8 protein-coding genes and 2 CRISPR repeat arrays are annotated in these 19,446 nt (G+C 30.9%); of the genes, 7 read left to right on the top strand and 1 reads right to left on the bottom strand.

Annotated features, from left to right (window positions below; translation table 11 throughout):
• The 7 genes from EDC37_RS12435 to cas2 are packed head-to-tail and all read left to right on the top strand — an operon-like array spanning position 1 to position 5,733.
• Positions 1–159 carry a hypothetical protein gene (locus EDC37_RS12435; protein ID WP_207900829.1) on the top strand — a complete coding sequence of 53 codons (159 nt, stop codon included), beginning with the start codon at positions 1–3 and terminating at the stop codon, positions 157–159.
• A complete protein-coding gene (gene cas7i / locus EDC37_RS10165; RefSeq protein WP_207900828.1) occupies positions 93–887 on the top strand; it encodes a type I-B CRISPR-associated protein Cas7/Cst2/DevR in 795 nt (264 codons plus the stop codon). Before EDC37_RS12435 ends, cas7i begins: the two co-directional genes overlap by 67 nt.
• Positions 880–1,602, top strand: a complete 723-nt coding sequence (cas5b, locus tag EDC37_RS10160; protein ID WP_132550992.1) for a type I-B CRISPR-associated protein Cas5b — start codon at positions 880–882, stop codon at positions 1,600–1,602. Before cas7i ends, cas5b begins: the two co-directional genes overlap by 8 nt.
• A gap of 56 nt (positions 1,603–1,658) precedes the next feature.
• Entirely contained in the window at positions 1,659–3,941 is a 2,283-nt protein-coding gene (gene cas3 / locus EDC37_RS10155; RefSeq protein ID WP_132550990.1) for a CRISPR-associated helicase Cas3', read from the top strand.
• Positions 3,942–3,951: 10 nt separating this feature from the next.
• Entirely contained in the window at positions 3,952–4,440 is a 489-nt protein-coding gene (locus EDC37_RS10150) for a CRISPR-associated protein Cas4 (protein ID WP_132550988.1), read from the top strand.
• 17 nt (positions 4,441–4,457) lie between these two features.
• Positions 4,458–5,450 (top strand): type I-B CRISPR-associated endonuclease Cas1b, encoded by a 993-nt coding sequence (cas1b, locus tag EDC37_RS10145; protein WP_132550986.1) that lies wholly within the window; start codon positions 4,458–4,460, stop codon positions 5,448–5,450.
• Positions 5,451–5,454: 4 nt separating this feature from the next.
• A complete protein-coding gene (cas2, locus tag EDC37_RS10140) occupies positions 5,455–5,733 on the top strand; it encodes a CRISPR-associated endonuclease Cas2 (protein WP_132550984.1) in 279 nt (92 codons plus the stop codon).
• 197 nt (positions 5,734–5,930) lie between these two features.
• A CRISPR array of direct repeats spans positions 5,931–17,252; the repeat unit is 30 nt; unit sequence GTTTATAATTGAGCAGAATGTAATGTAAAT.
• 27 nt (positions 17,253–17,279) lie between these two features.
• On the opposite strand, the gene EDC37_RS10135 is transcribed toward cas2, so the two are convergent.
• Positions 17,280–18,454 (bottom strand): IS3 family transposase gene (locus EDC37_RS10135; protein ID WP_132550982.1). Its coding sequence is split into 2 segments (ribosomal slippage): positions 17,280–18,202 and positions 18,202–18,454, totalling 1,176 coding nucleotides; the frame shifts between segments, so codons are not numbered across the junction.
• A gap of 94 nt (positions 18,455–18,548) precedes the next feature.
• Positions 18,549–19,303: a CRISPR direct-repeat array (repeat unit 30 nt; unit sequence GTTTATAATTGAGCAGAATGTAATGTAAAT).
• Between the last annotated feature and the right edge of the window lie 143 nt (positions 19,304–19,446).

Below are 19,446 nucleotides of genomic sequence, written 5' to 3'. Positions count from 1 at the left end.
ATGCAAAAAAAAGGATTAACTGCAAGTTTTATAATAGAAGCGGAAAGTGCTAACTACTCGGAAGGCATAGGTAATATAACAATCCTAAAAAAATGGGAAGAAATGATAAAAAACAATATAGTTATATTTCGCGGCAGGCAATACGCTACAACCTTATGAAAATTGCTGGGTGGGATAATACACCAATTATTTCTTCAGGTAGTGGAACGAAAAAAGTTGTACAATTTGCACCAGAAGCTACAATTATGGATTATCCGGAAATTGATTTATTTGGCTATTTGAAGACAACCGCTAAGACGGAGGAAGCAAAGGGAGGTTCTAATAAAAGAGCAGCAGTGGTGCGGTTGAGTAATGCTATTGCATTGGAACCCTTTAATGGTGATTTGGACTATATGACCAATATGGGGCTTTCGGTGCGTGATAAGGATACCCAGAATTCAATAGCACAAAGTGAAATTCATAAATCGTTTTATACATATACAATTACTATTGACCTTGATAAAGTGGGTATCGATGGTGATATAGAAATAGAAAATATTGAAAAGGCTAATAGAGTTAAGCAATTCCTTGATCAGGTAGAATTTTTATATCGTGATATTAAGGGACGCAGAGAAAATATGAGTCCGGTGTTTGCCATTGGTGGTATATATGAACGTAAAAATCCGTATTTTGAAAATCGATTAAAGTTTAGTTATAAAAATAATTTAGCTATAGAATGTTTGGGTGAGATATTAGAAGATGATGATGTAAAGAAAAATACATCAATAGGCTGCTTAAGTGATATATTGGCAAATGAAAATGATATTAAGACAAAATTACCTAATGTTGGGACAATAAATAAATTTTTTATCAATTTAAAAGCAGAAGTGGATAACTATTATGAATAAGGTCATACGGGTAAAATGTTGCCAACAACTGCCCAATTATCGTAAACCAACTAGCTTCCAAATAAAGGAAACATATCCACTTCCGCCATACTCGACAATCATAGGCATGGTTCATTCTGCTTGTGGCTTTATTAAATATCATCCGATGGATATAAGCGTGCAAGGTAAGTATCATAGTTCTATTAGCGAAATGTATACAAAATATGCTTTCGGCATACAATATGAAGCGGATCGCCACCAAGATTGGGTAAAAAATGGGAACAAAAAAGATGGTATTAATATCGGCATAGGTTATATAGAGCTGTTGACAGATGTCGAGCTTGTTATTCACATAAAACCGGAAAATGAAACAGAGCTAGAGTTGATAAAAGAAGGATTATTAAAACCGCAAAACTATTTATCACTGGGGCGGCATGAGGATTTACTGCGTGTTGATGAGGTAGCAGTTGTTGAAGTAAAGGAATGGAATGATAATGTTGTACTGGAACAATATGAAGCCTATATACCGGTAAAATATTTAGATGAAACAAGTTTACGTCAAGTTGGAACCATTTATAATTTAAATAAAGTGTTCCATACAGATAAGCAAAATTTAAGACGCTGGAATGAAAAAGTACGGGTGGCACATACAGCTATTTTTAAGGATATAGAATTTGATGAAGATAAAGATGCAATCTACATTGATGAAGATAGTATTCCTTTATTTTTAGCATAAAAGAAATATTACTGCGGGCAAATTTAGTCCGCAGTAATATTTGTAGGAGATATACTATGAAGTATTGGGCTAAATCAGATCCACTAAAGACGGTAGCTGAGCATACAGCTGATCTAAGGAATATATGGGAATATTTTTTAAAAATTTATCCTGCGGCATTTGATAAATCGGAGCAAAGTCTGATCGCAATAGCAATAGAATATCATGATTTAGGAAAACTAAATGATTTGTTTCAAGAAAAAATTGCAATAAATATTAATGAACATAAAAACATGCATGTATCGGGAGAAATACCGCATGGTTTTTTAAGCTGCGCATATCTATATACGCGTGAAATGCAAAAAAGTATAGGCCTTGAAAATATGGAAATATTGTTGACAGCAATATACAATCATCACACACGGGAAGATTGCTACAATGTGGTTAGCTTAAAAAAATATATTGAGGAACATTTACCAGTTAGTTATACAGATGAAATAACAAATATAGCTTATGAATTAAAGGATAAACGAGCACGTTATTTTAATCATATTATACCTTCATGCAGAAATATAAAGGGAACACATTGGGGGAAAGATAAAAAACTGTATTTAAGATATATTGTTATTAAGGGTATATTGAATCGTATTGATTATGCGGCAAGCAGTGATGCAAGGGTAATGGAAATACAGCCAATGGCAAATGACTTTTTCAAAAATAAAATACAAAGAGCTTTTACTGAAAAAGGATTGCGACCAGTACAAATGTATATGGCACAGCGTAAAGATAAAAATCTGATAGTCATTGCATCTACCGGTTGTGGTAAAACTGAAGCGGCATTGTTATGGTTGGATGGTTTTAAAACTTTTTATACACTACCACTAAAAGTATCAATAAACGCTATTTACGAACGTATATGTAAGGAATACAAATACGATAAAGAAAAAATAACCTTACTTCATTCAGGAATGTTGGCATACTATTTTAATCAAAATGATAAGAACACAGGTCTTAAAATTAAAGATGATCCGGTGGAACGTCAAAAGAAGGCAAAATTATTGTCGTTTCCGTTGACAGTCTGTACGGTAGACCAGCTATTTTATTTTGTATTCAAATCTATAGGTTCAGAAATGATACCGGCAACATTAAAATATTCACACCTGGTGATTGACGAGATACAGATGTATTCACCAGATATATTGGCATATATTTTATATGGATTAAAAATTGTTACTAAACTTGGCGGTAAGTTTGCGATAATAACAGCTACTTTTCCACCAGTATTGCATGAACTCATGATAGAGAATAATATTCCGTTTGAGATGCCATCAGAAAAATATTATGTAGATGGATGTTCTAGCAGACATAAAATAACATGTATTGATGGTGAATTTGACTATGATCTAATTTTTAATAAGGGACAAACATATAAAGTGCTTGTCCTTTGCAATACAGTAAAAAAGGCGCAACAAGTATATGCTGAAATTCAAAAATATAATGACCAATCAGAAATAAAAGTGACAGTAAGACTATTGCACAGCCGTTTTATCCGCAAACATAGAAAAATATTAGAAGAAGCAATAATAAATGATGCACAAAATGATACACCAGTTATTTGGGTAAGTACGCAGATTGTCGAAGCTAGTCTTGATATTGATTACGATATATTATTTACAGAAATGTGTCCGGCTGATAGTTTATTGCAGAGAATGGGGCGGTGCTTTCGTAAAAGAAATTATAATGCCGATTATCTTAAGGGACAGCCAAATGTATATATTTATAATACTGGGAATGGAGTTGGGTCTAATAATGTTTATCAGTATTTAGACATATATGAACCATCATGGCAATTAATACAAAAATATAATGATACAATCTTTGATGAATGTGCCAAATTTGATTATGTAGATGCTGTATATAATATAGATAGATTAAAAAATAGTAAATATTATCTAAAAATTAAAGAAAATATGCAGTATTTAATTGATCTCCTACCTAATAGTTTTAATCTTAGTGAATCCCATCAATTGTTCAGAAATATTCAAAGCATAACTATATTACCTGACAAGTTCTATAATGATATTCCGCAGGTTAAAAAACTTATTGAAGTTTTAGCAATAAATAAAAGAATGGCTTTGCTTGAACGATTAAGATATGAAGAAAAACTTAGAGAATATACTGTAGACATTCCAATAAGTACTTTAAACAATAAAAAGTTATATATTGATAAAAATGCTATAAAAGGGATAGAAAAGCTTGATATACACAGGGCATATTGTGAGTATAATTTTGACGAAAAATTGTTGATCGGTTCAGGAATACTTGTAACAGAAATTGACAATGAGAATAGATTTATATGAGGATTTAACTATGAGAAAAATAACAGGCGTAATGTACTCATATTATTTTTTGTGTCATAGGAAATTGTGGCTTTTTGCACATAATATAAATATGGAGCAGGAAAGTGAGGCTGTGTTTATTGGCAAGCTTATTGATGAAGATACATATAAGAGAGAGAAAAAACATATTCTTATTGATGATACAATAAATATTGACTACATTCATAATGGTATTGTTTGTGAGATTAAAAAAAGCGAAAAAGAAAAAAAGATGGCAATAAATCAAATAAAATATTATTTATATGTATTGAAAAAACATGGGTTGAATCAGGTGAAGGGTTTACTTAAAATACCCAAAGAACGTATTGTGGAAAATGTTGAATTAATTGATGATGATATACATCAAATAGAAGAAAATTTACAGATGATTACTAATATTTTAATACTGCCGAAACCACCACAGATAGGGATAAAGAAACCATGTAGGGCTTGTGCGTATTATGAATTTTGCTATATATAGGAGCGGGGTAATAGTATATGGGTCAGTCATACTATATTTTTAGCAGTGGACAAATAAAAAGAAAAGATAATACACTACAGCTTTGTATGGATAACGGGCAAAATCGTGATATTCCTATTGAGCGAGTTCGTGATATTTACGTATTTTCAGAAATGACATTTAATACGAAGTTAATAAATTTTTTGTCACAAAATGGTGTCATTATTCATTTCTTTAATTATTACGAATTTTATGCGGGAAGTTTTTATCCACGCGAACGACAAGTATCAGGTTCCTTGTTGATAAAACAGGTTGAACATTATACTGATCCCCAAAAAAGGCTTCTTCTTGCAAAGGCATTTGTAATAGGAGCATATGAAAATATTTATCGTAATTTACGTTATTATAATGGGCGTGGTAAAGATATATTAGAAACAATGAATGAAATCAATTCATTATATTCTCATATAAAATATTGCAAAAATGTGCAAGAGTTAATGGGGATTGAAGGGAATATTCATAAATGTTATTATGCAGCATGGCAAAAAATAATTGATGTTGATATAAATTTCGAAAGGCGAGAAAAAAGACCACCTAATAATATGATAAATACATTGATATCATTTGTTAATTCGATAATTTATACCAAGGTACTTACTGAATTATATAAAACACAGATAAATCCAACAATAAGTTATTTACATGAGCCGTCTACTAAAAGATTTTCGCTATCTTTAGATATTGCCGAAATTTTTAAACCATTAATAGCTGATAGGTTAATTTTTTCGCTACTTAATAAGAAAATTGTAACAGAAAAAGATTTTGATAAAGAAGTAGAATATATTCGAATGAAGGATACAGTAGCTAAAAAAATTATGATGGCAGTAGACTCTTATTTGAAAAAAACGATAAAACATAAAAGCCTTAATCGAGATGTGTCTTATCAGCATTTAATGCGGTTAGAAGTATATAAGCTAATTAAACATTTAACTGGTATTCAAGAATATAAGGCATTTAAGATATGGTGGTGAGAATGTGTATCTCGTATTGGTATATGATATAAAACTTGATGTACAAGGAGCTAAAGTATTGCGTAATGTATTTAAAATTTGTAAGAAGTATTTGACACATATACAAAATTCTGTGTTTGAAGGTGAATTATCTGATGGTCAATTATTGAAATTAAAAATAGAAATACAAAAGTATTTACGGCAAGATATAGATTCATGTATTATATTTAAAGGACGTAATAATATATGGATGCAAAAAGAATTTATTACTGACGAAGATGATAAAACTAGTCAATTTTTATAGTTATGTAGATTTTTAAGATATTCTGTCGATCAGCAATTTAGTAAAAATATAATGGGTACGACAGTCAATATAAAAAGCCTAGCTATAAGGATTGAAAAGAATAGATGATATTTTATAGAAACATTTGATAAAAATAATCGGGGATCGACAATTTTATTATTATAAACAGTGTAACCACAAGGCCCTTTTTAAGTCCTGTTTATAATTGAGCAGAATGTAATGTAAATCGTCGTATTATTAACAAGCTCATGTATCTGATCGGGTTTATAATTGAGCAGAATGTAATGTAAATTAATCTTTTACACCATCCGCTGAATTACGATTTTCATGTTTATAATTGAGCAGAATGTAATGTAAATTGTCGTCAATGCGGTGATGCGCTGCCTTAGCAGACAGTTTATAATTGAGCAGAATGTAATGTAAATAAATAAAATGCGGCAATCTATAGGTCTAACTATTGAGTTTATAATTGAGCAGAATGTAATGTAAATTTTGCTATAATTACATTGCCGTCTTTGTCTGGCGGGTTTATAATTGAGCAGAATGTAATGTAAATACATTTAACATAGTTAAGGTGATTGTTCCTGTAAATGTTTATAATTGAGCAGAATGTAATGTAAATTAGTATGCACACTATTATTATGCATTATTCCGACTAGGTTTATAATTGAGCAGAATGTAATGTAAATTAACAATCGGTACTTGTGACTGTAATAATTTTTTTCGTTTATAATTGAGCAGAATGTAATGTAAATGTAAGAATGAAGATCCTATAAAAACCGTTACGACTAAGTTTATAATTGAGCAGAATGTAATGTAAATGTTGCACCAGCTGCAAAAAAAATAGAATCGGTTGTGTTTATAATTGAGCAGAATGTAATGTAAATTTTATTGCCTGTGTGGCTGTTGGTGCGACAATTTTAGTTTATAATTGAGCAGAATGTAATGTAAATCCAAAACTGTGTATGGACAAGCTACCATTAGCGGTTATAGTTTATAATTGAGCAGAATGTAATGTAAATGCTGCCGATAATCGCACACGCATAGTATTGATCCACGTTTATAATTGAGCAGAATGTAATGTAAATGCAGGAATCGTTACAGTTGAAGTGATGGATACTGCTGTTTATAATTGAGCAGAATGTAATGTAAATAGTAAACTTACTGCACTTAGTGATGAATACAGCAGTGTTTATAATTGAGCAGAATGTAATGTAAATTCCTTTAGCATCACTCATCAATTGCAGTAATCATCTGTTTATAATTGAGCAGAATGTAATGTAAATGCCTTCTGTTAAAAGCATCGAGTTACAAAGAACGTTGTTTATAATTGAGCAGAATGTAATGTAAATAAATGCAGTGTATTTTTATATTTTTTAGCGCAGGTCCGTTTATAATTGAGCAGAATGTAATGTAAATTTTTATCTTTAAATTCAAGATCATTATTATTATCAGGTTTATAATTGAGCAGAATGTAATGTAAATATAAATTTGTACACAAGATAGAGGATATAGGGTTTAGTTTATAATTGAGCAGAATGTAATGTAAATTGGTTTGTTGCTAAGGATGTTTGTGATGCATTAGAAGTTTATAATTGAGCAGAATGTAATGTAAATGATATAGATGATAATACAATACGCAAAAATTATAGTGTTTATAATTGAGCAGAATGTAATGTAAATGTGGCACCAAAGAAAGAACCAGATATAAAAGACAGCGGTTTATAATTGAGCAGAATGTAATGTAAATGATAAAAACCGTACATATGACTGTGCCTGCTCTTTAGTTTATAATTGAGCAGAATGTAATGTAAATTGCACTAATTGATAGCCGGAAACAATCATGACAATGAGTTTATAATTGAGCAGAATGTAATGTAAATATGGGGACGCTTGATATTAAGACTATACTAGATTCAGTTTATAATTGAGCAGAATGTAATGTAAATTTTGTATATCACACCTCCCATACCAAATGAAGATATGGTTTATAATTGAGCAGAATGTAATGTAAATATGGGGACGCTTGATATTAAGACTATACTAGATTCAGTTTATAATTGAGCAGAATGTAATGTAAATTTTGTATATCACACCTCCCATACCAAATGAAGATATGGTTTATAATTGAGCAGAATGTAATGTAAATGGTTGTTCAGCCCATTCAAGCATTTTATCGTATTGCGTTTATAATTGAGCAGAATGTAATGTAAATGCAGCGCAAACATGCGCTCAAGTATGTCCGGAGATAGTTTATAATTGAGCAGAATGTAATGTAAATTGTTTCGCCCGGATGTTTTAAAACCCCCGCAGTCAGGTTTATAATTGAGCAGAATGTAATGTAAATGAAACTAATATAAGTTCTTTTGTCTTTTTTAAATGTGTTTATAATTGAGCAGAATGTAATGTAAATGAAAATTACTGTTTGCTAATCCTTTTATGCTTGCCAGTTTATAATTGAGCAGAATGTAATGTAAATGATGTACTTTTAAATTCAAAAGAATTTAATGCATTGGTTTATAATTGAGCAGAATGTAATGTAAATAAAGCCCCGAAAGCAGGTACCTGCATTAGCGGTGAGTTTATAATTGAGCAGAATGTAATGTAAATATGGCACGCGCAGTTTTTTTATAAACGGTTTTACATGTTTATAATTGAGCAGAATGTAATGTAAATGTTGATCTTGCTGCGAAACGAATGTCAACGTTCTGGGTTTATAATTGAGCAGAATGTAATGTAAATTTTCCTGCGGCACGGTGCATAGTCGAATTAACATATGTTTATAATTGAGCAGAATGTAATGTAAATATCACGTAGTTGCATCTTTATCACCTGTATTGTTAGGTTTATAATTGAGCAGAATGTAATGTAAATTATGTTTTGCGCCATCTGCGTATGCGGCCCTGCTGCGTTTATAATTGAGCAGAATGTAATGTAAATTCACTGGCGGCACAATAGTTGAACTTGCCAAGCAAGGTTTATAATTGAGCAGAATGTAATGTAAATGGTTAAGTTGCAGGGCCAATCAAAAAATAGGATTGAGTTTATAATTGAGCAGAATGTAATGTAAATTCTTGATATGCCTTCCTGATCTGTTTCTATACTTTGGTTTATAATTGAGCAGAATGTAATGTAAATTTTCATATACATTAGCCTGTATTGCCTCTATCATTGGTTTATAATTGAGCAGAATGTAATGTAAATAAAAGATCGCAATACTTTGTGACTGATTATCCGGGTTTATAATTGAGCAGAATGTAATGTAAATACCGTTTTACCGGATCTAACAGACCCCTCAAGGATAGTTTATAATTGAGCAGAATGTAATGTAAATACAATTCGCAGACAGCGAGATGTGGTCTGGCAAGCCTGTTTATAATTGAGCAGAATGTAATGTAAATATACACACGTGAAGCTTTGGCGGCATCAAAAAAGTTTATAATTGAGCAGAATGTAATGTAAATAGCGAATACCGTCCTGGAGGTGAACTGATTGGATAAGTTTATAATTGAGCAGAATGTAATGTAAATACAGACTACACAAAAGACTACTCAAAAGAAACAACAAGTTTATAATTGAGCAGAATGTAATGTAAATGAATATAACGCGCAAAAATACTGTCATGACTGTCAAGTTTATAATTGAGCAGAATGTAATGTAAATGGAATTACGTAGATTATCATTTGTCCTCCTTTTTGTGTTTATAATTGAGCAGAATGTAATGTAAATAAGTTTTCAAGGTCATGATAGTCGTATGCGGCTACGTTTATAATTGAGCAGAATGTAATGTAAATAAGCTTATGAATGGAAATCAGCTCATAACTATACAAGTTTATAATTGAGCAGAATGTAATGTAAATTTGATTTTACGCAGATTTTTGATAACTATTGGGTAAGTTTATAATTGAGCAGAATGTAATGTAAATCTAAAAAAACGTATGCTACAAAAAGCAACGTGTCAAGTTTATAATTGAGCAGAATGTAATGTAAATGATTATACAAGTAATATAGATTTGTCAGCAATATCGTTTATAATTGAGCAGAATGTAATGTAAATCTTATCATTAGATAGGTGGCTATTTTAATAGGTGATAGTTTATAATTGAGCAGAATGTAATGTAAATCTGTTTAATAACCAACAGCGATAAACCTAAAACTTGGTTTATAATTGAGCAGAATGTAATGTAAATAGAGTACGAAAGGAGTGGTAAAATGTCAGTTTCGTCGTTTATAATTGAGCAGAATGTAATGTAAATTTTATCTATCGTGATGGTATTTAAGGAGAAAATCAAGTTTATAATTGAGCAGAATGTAATGTAAATCCAGTTAAATTTGGGCATGAAGAAAGCACCCCATTGGGTTTATAATTGAGCAGAATGTAATGTAAATAAGCAGATACCAGAATATTTAAACTTTAAGTTAATAGTTTATAATTGAGCAGAATGTAATGTAAATTGCGCTTGATATGCCGAAGTTTATGGAGGAGGCACAGTTTATAATTGAGCAGAATGTAATGTAAATACGATTTTGCTGACTCTTCTTTTGCTTTTGCTTCTTGTTTATAATTGAGCAGAATGTAATGTAAATGTGTCATCTGCTGTATAGCCGGTGACATTTAATATAGTTTATAATTGAGCAGAATGTAATGTAAATTAGTAACCGTTTTAGTAACATTGTCGGCTAGTTCCGTTTATAATTGAGCAGAATGTAATGTAAATTCTGTTGCCCTCTCAGGATTATACCTGTTAGAACTAGTTTATAATTGAGCAGAATGTAATGTAAATGAAAAATAAACACATTTTATACCATCAAGTTTTCCTGTTTATAATTGAGCAGAATGTAATGTAAATGAATACGTTCCATTAAAAATGCAAATAAACCCTGTGGTTTATAATTGAGCAGAATGTAATGTAAATGAAGAAGATAGACGATTTCTGTGTAGATTTTTATTTAGTTTATAATTGAGCAGAATGTAATGTAAATTGATTTTACGGTGTTTATGCTTACTGCATACTTTTTGTTTATAATTGAGCAGAATGTAATGTAAATTTGCACTGAAGGTATATATCAGGTGATGCATTTGATCGTTTATAATTGAGCAGAATGTAATGTAAATGACAATCCAATGCTGCAAAAAGAACTGCCTGTGAGTGTTTATAATTGAGCAGAATGTAATGTAAATTGTTTCAGGGATAGTTGCCTGCTTTCCTATATATGCGTTTATAATTGAGCAGAATGTAATGTAAATAGATAAATTGTTTTTGTTGCCTGTACAGGTATCATTTGTTTATAATTGAGCAGAATGTAATGTAAATTCATCAATTTTGGCCATAACCCCTATTTCTCTATGCGTTTATAATTGAGCAGAATGTAATGTAAATAATATTTGATTATTATTGGACCGCTCCTGCTCTGCGGTTTATAATTGAGCAGAATGTAATGTAAATGGGCGATTATCATTTGTCCCGGTATAAGCTTCATCGTTTATAATTGAGCAGAATGTAATGTAAATTGTTACGAAAATCGTCCTTCATGGGCGGTTTTTATGGTTTATAATTGAGCAGAATGTAATGTAAATTCAGTAAGTGTTCCATCGCCTAATTTCATACTTGTGGTTTATAATTGAGCAGAATGTAATGTAAATTAATAATGCAGCAAGAAAAGCAATAAGGCCGCGGCGTTTATAATTGAGCAGAATGTAATGTAAATATAGAAAAGCTTGTTGGAAAATTAAAAGGGGCTTATGTTTATAATTGAGCAGAATGTAATGTAAATTCTGATAAGGTAATCCGCAGTGTTTTGTATATTTTGGTTTATAATTGAGCAGAATGTAATGTAAATTTGTCATTAATAGTGGCAGCAATATTTTTAATCCAGGTTTATAATTGAGCAGAATGTAATGTAAATATTGGCCTAACTGTTTCTATGTAATCAGCCACGTTTGTTTATAATTGAGCAGAATGTAATGTAAATGTGTATAAAAAAAGGTACTGTGCCAGCAGAAATTTAGTTTATAATTGAGCAGAATGTAATGTAAATTAAGGCTGGTATTTTTATCTGTACTTGTAGATATTTGTTTATAATTGAGCAGAATGTAATGTAAATGTGTATAAAAAAAGGTACTGTGCCAGCAGAAATTTAGTTTATAATTGAGCAGAATGTAATGTAAATTAAGGCTGGTATTTTTATCTGTACTTGTAGATAATTGTTTATAATTGAGCAGAATGTAATGTAAATGCTTTAGAATTTGGCTCTTTTATTTCCTTGGCTGCAGTTTATAATTGAGCAGAATGTAATGTAAATCCTTGCCGCATAACCACGTGTATCAACATGTACAAGTTTATAATTGAGCAGAATGTAATGTAAATTGCAACCCCTTCAATCGGGTTTATAAAGCAAAATTCGTTTATAATTGAGCAGAATGTAATGTAAATCATTTATTTATCCTCCGATTTTTCCCTTTTGTCAGAGTTTATAATTGAGCAGAATGTAATGTAAATTTGGTCAAATTATTTTCTATATGACGATATCATTTTGTTTATAATTGAGCAGAATGTAATGTAAATTAAGCATTGTCATAGATACGGTACCGCCATCGTTCAGGTTTATAATTGAGCAGAATGTAATGTAAATTTTATAAAACGCCCTTTCATTTTTTAAATCCATACCGTTTATAATTGAGCAGAATGTAATGTAAATTTAGATAAGCTTTGGAGAGCATTACCTTGTCCTGCGTTTATAATTGAGCAGAATGTAATGTAAATTTCAATCGATTCTGGTTCTGGTAGTGGATTTATTAAGTTTATAATTGAGCAGAATGTAATGTAAATCTGTAGTAAATGTGGCAAAGATAAGTGGATATACAAGTTTATAATTGAGCAGAATGTAATGTAAATGCTTGGTATTATCAAAAGCAATTCTATGTTTGTCTTGTTTATAATTGAGCAGAATGTAATGTAAATTTCGAGCTGCCATTTAATTGTGCGAACGATTGGTTGGTTTATAATTGAGCAGAATGTAATGTAAATGATTATAACCACACAGAAATAAGATACGGTGGGACAGTTTATAATTGAGCAGAATGTAATGTAAATGCTGGATGAGCGCACTAATAGTATCTTTTGAATCTCGTTTATAATTGAGCAGAATGTAATGTAAATTGCAATTTTATTGAGCTTTGTATCTATCGCCCGTTTGTTTATAATTGAGCAGAATGTAATGTAAATTCCTGTGTAATTGCTTCACAGCAGGGATTCACACCAGTTTATAATTGAGCAGAATGTAATGTAAATTTCGCGGCACAGTGGCAACAGGGTAACGTAATGCTCGTTTATAATTGAGCAGAATGTAATGTAAATATGAAATTAAAAAGGAGATCGCTTAATATGCAAGCGTTTATAATTGAGCAGAATGTAATGTAAATTTCGCGGCACAGTGGCAACAGGGTAACGTAATGCTCGTTTATAATTGAGCAGAATGTAATGTAAATATGAAATTAAAAAGGAGATCGCTTAATATGCAAGCGTTTATAATTGAGCAGAATGTAATGTAAATTCATTGACGAGGTTAAAAAAGGCAAAGATGGCATATGTTTATAATTGAGCAGAATGTAATGTAAATTGGCTATATGATTAACCGTAATCGGCTTGCCCTTTAGTTTATAATTGAGCAGAATGTAATGTAAATTAATACCGATATTAAAAGAACACTATGATCAATCTGGTTTATAATTGAGCAGAATGTAATGTAAATACATTTGAAAATACTGCAGCGTTTTCAAGTGTACAAGTTTATAATTGAGCAGAATGTAATGTAAATCCGGAAATAAGATCATCAATAGCTGCTCTTATAACAGTTTATAATTGAGCAGAATGTAATGTAAATAATGGAACAGACTGCGCAAATAAATAAGCGTATGAGGTTTATAATTGAGCAGAATGTAATGTAAATTTGGTTGCCAAACATTATCTTTTGTCTGTCCTTCTAGTTTATAATTGAGCAGAATGTAATGTAAATTTTTTGTTGTGCACTGCTGTCCTTTGCGTAGTCGTCGTTTATAATTGAGCAGAATGTAATGTAAATGCAATAGCCGCATTATGCTTTTTATTACTAAAGCTTGTTTATAATTGAGCAGAATGTAATGTAAATGGGGAGAAAGTTGTTATTGAAGCATTTTGTGAGGAGGTTTATAATTGAGCAGAATGTAATGTAAATTTGTACGGTGCACGCCGAACATATTTAATAATATTTGTTTATAATTGAGCAGAATGTAATGTAAATTCATAAAGCAAGGAAACATCTTATAACCAGCCTTTTGTTTATAATTGAGCAGAATGTAATGTAAATACGAACAAAAATTGTCGGCGCTTATTTTATGCCTGTGTTTATAATTGAGCAGAATGTAATGTAAATATGGCCAGATAATACAAAATTAAGGTGCTTATCGTCAGTTTATAATTGAGCAGAATGTAATGTAAATTGAGAACCCTTCACTACTTTCTATTCTTATTGTTCTGTTTATAATTGAGCAGAATGTAATGTAAATGCACAATACATTCAAATAGTGCTGAGGAAACATTGCGTTTATAATTGAGCAGAATGTAATGTAAATACGGCTCTTACGTGGAAACATTCTATGTTTGTAACAGGTTTATAATTGAGCAGAATGTAATGTAAATAAAGCAAAAATATATTTATGATATTGAGCAAAATAGTTTATAATTGAGCAGAATGTAATGTAAATACGGCTCTTACGTGGAAACATTCTATGTTTGTAACAGGTTTATAATTGAGCAGAATGTAATGTAAATAAAGCAAAAATATATTTATGATATTGAGCAAAATAGTTTATAATTGAGCAGAATGTAATGTAAATATGAATAAAATTTTATTATCCGATATTTTTTTAGCAGGTTTATAATTGAGCAGAATGTAATGTAAATTTTTTTTGTTAAATTTATATATGTTTTTCTTCTAAGTTTATAATTGAGCAGAATGTAATGTAAATTATTCTTTACGTGCAAAATAATCAAAACAATGAAGAAGTTTATAATTGAGCAGAATGTAATGTAAATATAATTACTAGCATATACACCGCAGTTAAGACCTAGGTTTATAATTGAGCAGAATGTAATGTAAATTGGACTTTTACTTTTCCGATTGCATTTAGCAATACGTTTATAATTGAGCAGAATGTAATGTAAATATACATTTGTATTACATAAAATATATTATCGTCTTTGTTTATAATTGAGCAGAATGTAATGTAAATCTGCACATAGCGAAATCGGCTTCATTGTTGGATGTTCGTTTATAATTGAGCAGAATGTAATGTAAATTCATATCCATATGCGACTCAATTTTATCTTGATTATGTTTATAATTGAGCAGAATGTAATGTAAATAAAAAATTAAAAAACACGTTAGAACAATTGTCAAAGTTTATAATTGAGCAGAATGTAATGTAAATAATTATCAACGGTTATAAAATTTATTAAATCATAAAGTTTATAATTGAGCAGAATGTAATGTAAATATTCAAGTACGACAACGGGTACAACAGATTCTTCCAGTTTATAATTGAGCAGAATGTAATGTAAATATTAATAATCAACGCAAGATAAAGATAAGATATAAGTTTATAATTGAGCAGAATGTAATGTAAATACGGGGAGCAGAGTAATCCCGCATGACAAGTCAATACGTTTATAATTGAGCAGAATGTAATGTAAATGTTGGCAAAAATCGCCGAACAATGCGGAGCAGACGGGTTTATAATTGAGCAGAATGTAATGTAAATGAGCTTATTCACGTCGTTACCGAGATTCAGCGCCATGTTTATAATTGAGCAGAATGTAATGTAAATCTGTTAGTGAGGTTGCTATGCCGCCCGCGGCTTTTGGTTTATAATTGAGCAGAATGTAATGTAAATGCTATAACTTTTGCCGAATTTGAAGATTTAGACAGTGTTTATAATTGAGCAGAATGTAATGTAAATATGGATTCGCCTTGTTGTGCAGGATGCCGCAACCGAAGTTTATAATTGAGCAGAATGTAATGTAAATGTAGTGCCGATACAGTAAGTGGTGTTATATTTGGGGGGTTATAATTGAGCAGAATGTAATGTAAATTTTTTCTACCAGCAGCTTTATTATTATTCACAGTCCAGTTTATAATTGAGCAGAATGTAATGTAAATATTAACCGTTACCGCAAATGCAACAGATACAAGTATGTTTATAATTGAGCAGAATGTAATGTAAATTGGGTCAAAATTAAAGCCCTTACGTTCCTTGTATTGTTTATAATTGAGCAGAATGTAATGTAAATTCGGTCAATCGGATGGTTATTATATATCAGTTTTTTGTTTATAATTGAGCAGAATGTAATGTAAATTATTTTTTTTATATCTTGCTATGCATGGATGTCCATGTTTATAATTGAGCAGAATGTAATGTAAATAAGCCCTTGTAGTGCAGTTACACATTCATCTGATAGGTTTATAATTGAGCAGAATGTAATGTAAATAATCGTATAATGTCATTATGAAATCATTTGGATTAGGTTTATAATTGAGCAGAATGTAATGTAAAACAGTGATACGCAATGATAAAGATTAGCCGTTATCATTGGTTTATAATTGAGCAGAATGTAATGTAAATGACGCACTTTGCGGGTACATAGCGTTATATGTGTCCGTTTAGAATTGAGCAGAATGTAATGTAAATACAAACAGTACCTGCGGGCTAACAATTTTCGGCTGTGTTTAGAATTGAGCAGAATGTAATGTAAATGCTTATACATGATTCATTTGGTACAGATTTAGGTAAGTTTAGAATTGAGCAGAATGTAATGTAAATGTGAAGATATCACGAATCTTGAAAGTAACTCGATCCCGTTTATAATTGAGCAGAATGTAATGTAAATTCTTAATATTATCTTCGTTACTTAATTCCTGTGGTAGTTTATAATTGAGCAGAATGTAATGTAAATTTCGTAAGCTCATTGCTTTCAAGTTGAATATATTTTGTTTATAATTGAGCAGAATGTAATGTAAATCTTATATTGATTTATTAATTTACATAGCAGATCAACGTTTATAATTGAGCAGAATGTAATGTAAATATAATACCGACAAAAAATATTATAATTATACCTGTTAGTTTATAATTGAGCAGAATGTAATGTAAATTATCTTCGTTGAAACTGTCAATTATTTTATAGATAAGTTTATAATTGAGCAGAATGTAATGTAAATATTGGAAAAGGTTTGTAGGAGATGTAGGCAGTTGGGTTTATAATTGAGCAGAATGTAATGTAAATTAGATTCGGCGATTGTTTCTTTAAATGTTGAAAAGTGTTTATAATTGAGCAGAATGTAATGTAAATTGAGTTCACGCAACACATTTGTAACTTCTAAGGGGAGTTTATAATTGAGCAGAATGTAATGTAAATCAAAAGGATTAGCCATTTTTATACACTCCCGTCTAAGTTTATAATTGAGCAGAATGTAATGTAAATTTATCTACAATAGTAATAGTGTAATGGTCAAGCATTTTTGTAACACTTTAGACTACTTTTTTCACTCTTAAATCTCGCTTCAAATGGAGTCAGGTTATGGTTATAGGAATGGGGTCTCATGTGGTTATACCAAATATAAGCAAAGTCACTAACGGCTTGATCCAATTCTTTCTCTGAATGATAATAGTGTAAATTTAATTTTTCATTTTTTAATGTATTATAATATCTTTCCATCGGGGCATTATCATAGGGATAACCAGCTTTACTCATACTTTGTGTAATCTTCATCGACTTGCAGAACTCAACAAATTCTTTCGAAGTAAATTGCGACCCTTGATCACTATGGAGTAGTAATTTATTTTTTATAGTCGGTTGGGAAGCAATTGCTTTTTTTACGGCACGAATGGCAAGGTCACTGGTTATCTCTTTCCCGTTAATACTTGCGACAACACTGCGATCATAAAGATCTATTATGGAGCAATTATAGTACTTGCTGCCATCTGTCAAAAACAGGTAGGTAAAATCAGTACACCATTTGGTATTCTTATTGTTAGCAGTAAAATCCTGGTTGAGTAGATTTGGAAAAATTTTATGGGCATGACCTCTTACATATCCCGGCCTTTTACGCCTTACGACCGATTTTAAACCTAATTCTTTATTCATATATTTATGGATTGTTGTTTTACTTAATTTTATAGTTTCGTGTTCTAAAAATACACGCATCATGCGGTGTCCGATTACACCTTCCGTATCATGGTATAGTTGGACAATTCTATTCTCAATAGTACTTTTTTTACGGCGATATTTACTTTTTTTATCTTTCTTGAAATTGTAGTAGGCATTTGGACTTAGCTCAAATTTTCTCAGCAGCCATCTAAGCCCAAATTCAAAATGATAATGTTGAATAAATCGATAAACTCTTACTCGATTTCCTTCGCAAAGAATGCCGCGGCTTTTTTTAAGAAGCGATTTTCCTTTTCTGTTTCTTCCAGCTGTTTTCTGAGTTTGAGGTTTTCTTTCATATAGTCATATTCATTTTTACTGTTTGGGTTTATTTGGCATTCTTCGCGATAGGTTCTTATCCATTTAGAAATAGCTGCTTTTGATGCACCATACTCATCGGCTAAACTTTTTAACGTCCTTCCCTCTTCTAAATGCAGGCGAACGACTTTTTTCTTGAAGTCTTCTTCGTAATGTGTCATCTTTCTCTCTCTTTCTTTTATAGATTTATTGTAATCTATTAGACAGAGGTGTTACAACTTCACTATACCACGACATAGATATATTATTAGTATATGTTTATAATTGAGCAGAATGTAATGTAAATTTAGAAAAACAGGCAGCTATCAAACGCCTAATCTATGTTTATAATTGAGCAGAATGTAATGTAAATGATCCGTAAAACTGTCGGGTATAGCGGCGGACCTGCGTTTATAATTGAGCAGAATGTAATGTAAATGAATATGACAGAAAAGAACAAACTGAAGAACAGGACGTTTATAATTGAGCAGAATGTAATGTAAATAAGCTGCTTGTCCTTAGTCGTAAAGTTATAATCAAGTTTATAATTGAGCAGAATGTAATGTAAATGTATCTGTATTTCGTCCGGTGTATACGGTATTTTTGTTTATAATTGAGCAGAATGTAATGTAAATTGAACAGTATAAGTACATGAAAATAGGCAGTGCATAGTTTATAATTGAGCAGAATGTAATGTAAATCAGCCAAAGCATCAACTTAAGCTATCTACCGCGCCGGTTTATAATTGAGCAGAATGTAATGTAAATGTATCAATAACAAGTGTTTCAAATGCACGCAAATTTGTTTATAATTGAGCAGAATGTAATGTAAATTTTGTTTGTTTCTCTCATTGCTTCCGTTATTCTCATGTTTATAATTGAGCAGAATGTAATGTAAATCTTTTTATTGTTTCAAAGGTGGCGGGTTGTGGAGGAGTTTATAATTGAGCAGAATGTAATGTAAATATGGATCGAGAATTTGCATGGGATGGCAGTGTCCTTGTTTATAATTGAGCAGAATGTAATGTAAATTTAATAGAGAAAATAAACAGCGATTATTTGTTAGTAGTTTATAATTGAGGATAAGGTATAATATTTTTCGCAAAATTAAATAAAGACATAGGCCTCGTCTTTTGCTAAAATTAAGTCGCCAAACAAAACCCGCAAAGGAGACG

This window comes from Pectinatus cerevisiiphilus, from assembly GCF_004341685.1.
GTDB classification, from domain to species: Bacteria; Bacillota; Negativicutes; order Selenomonadales; family Selenomonadaceae; genus Pectinatus; species Pectinatus cerevisiiphilus.
The sequence above is the reverse complement of the archived record's forward strand: the minus strand, read 5'-3'. Positions and strand labels throughout refer to the sequence as shown.

Coding starts and splice junctions, on each gene's coding strand:
- EDC37_RS12435 (WP_207900829.1), top strand. CDS start 1: ATGCAAAAAAAAGGATTAACTGCAAGTTTTATAATAGAAGCGGAAAGT.
- cas7i (WP_207900828.1), top strand. CDS start 93: ATGGGAAGAAATGATAAAAAACAATATAGTTATATTTCGCGGCAGGCA.
- cas5b (WP_132550992.1), top strand. CDS start 880: ATGAATAAGGTCATACGGGTAAAATGTTGCCAACAACTGCCCAATTAT.
- cas3 (WP_132550990.1), top strand. CDS start 1,659: ATGAAGTATTGGGCTAAATCAGATCCACTAAAGACGGTAGCTGAGCAT.
- EDC37_RS10150 (WP_132550988.1), top strand. CDS start 3,952: ATGAGAAAAATAACAGGCGTAATGTACTCATATTATTTTTTGTGTCAT.
- cas1b (WP_132550986.1), top strand. CDS start 4,458: ATGGGTCAGTCATACTATATTTTTAGCAGTGGACAAATAAAAAGAAAA.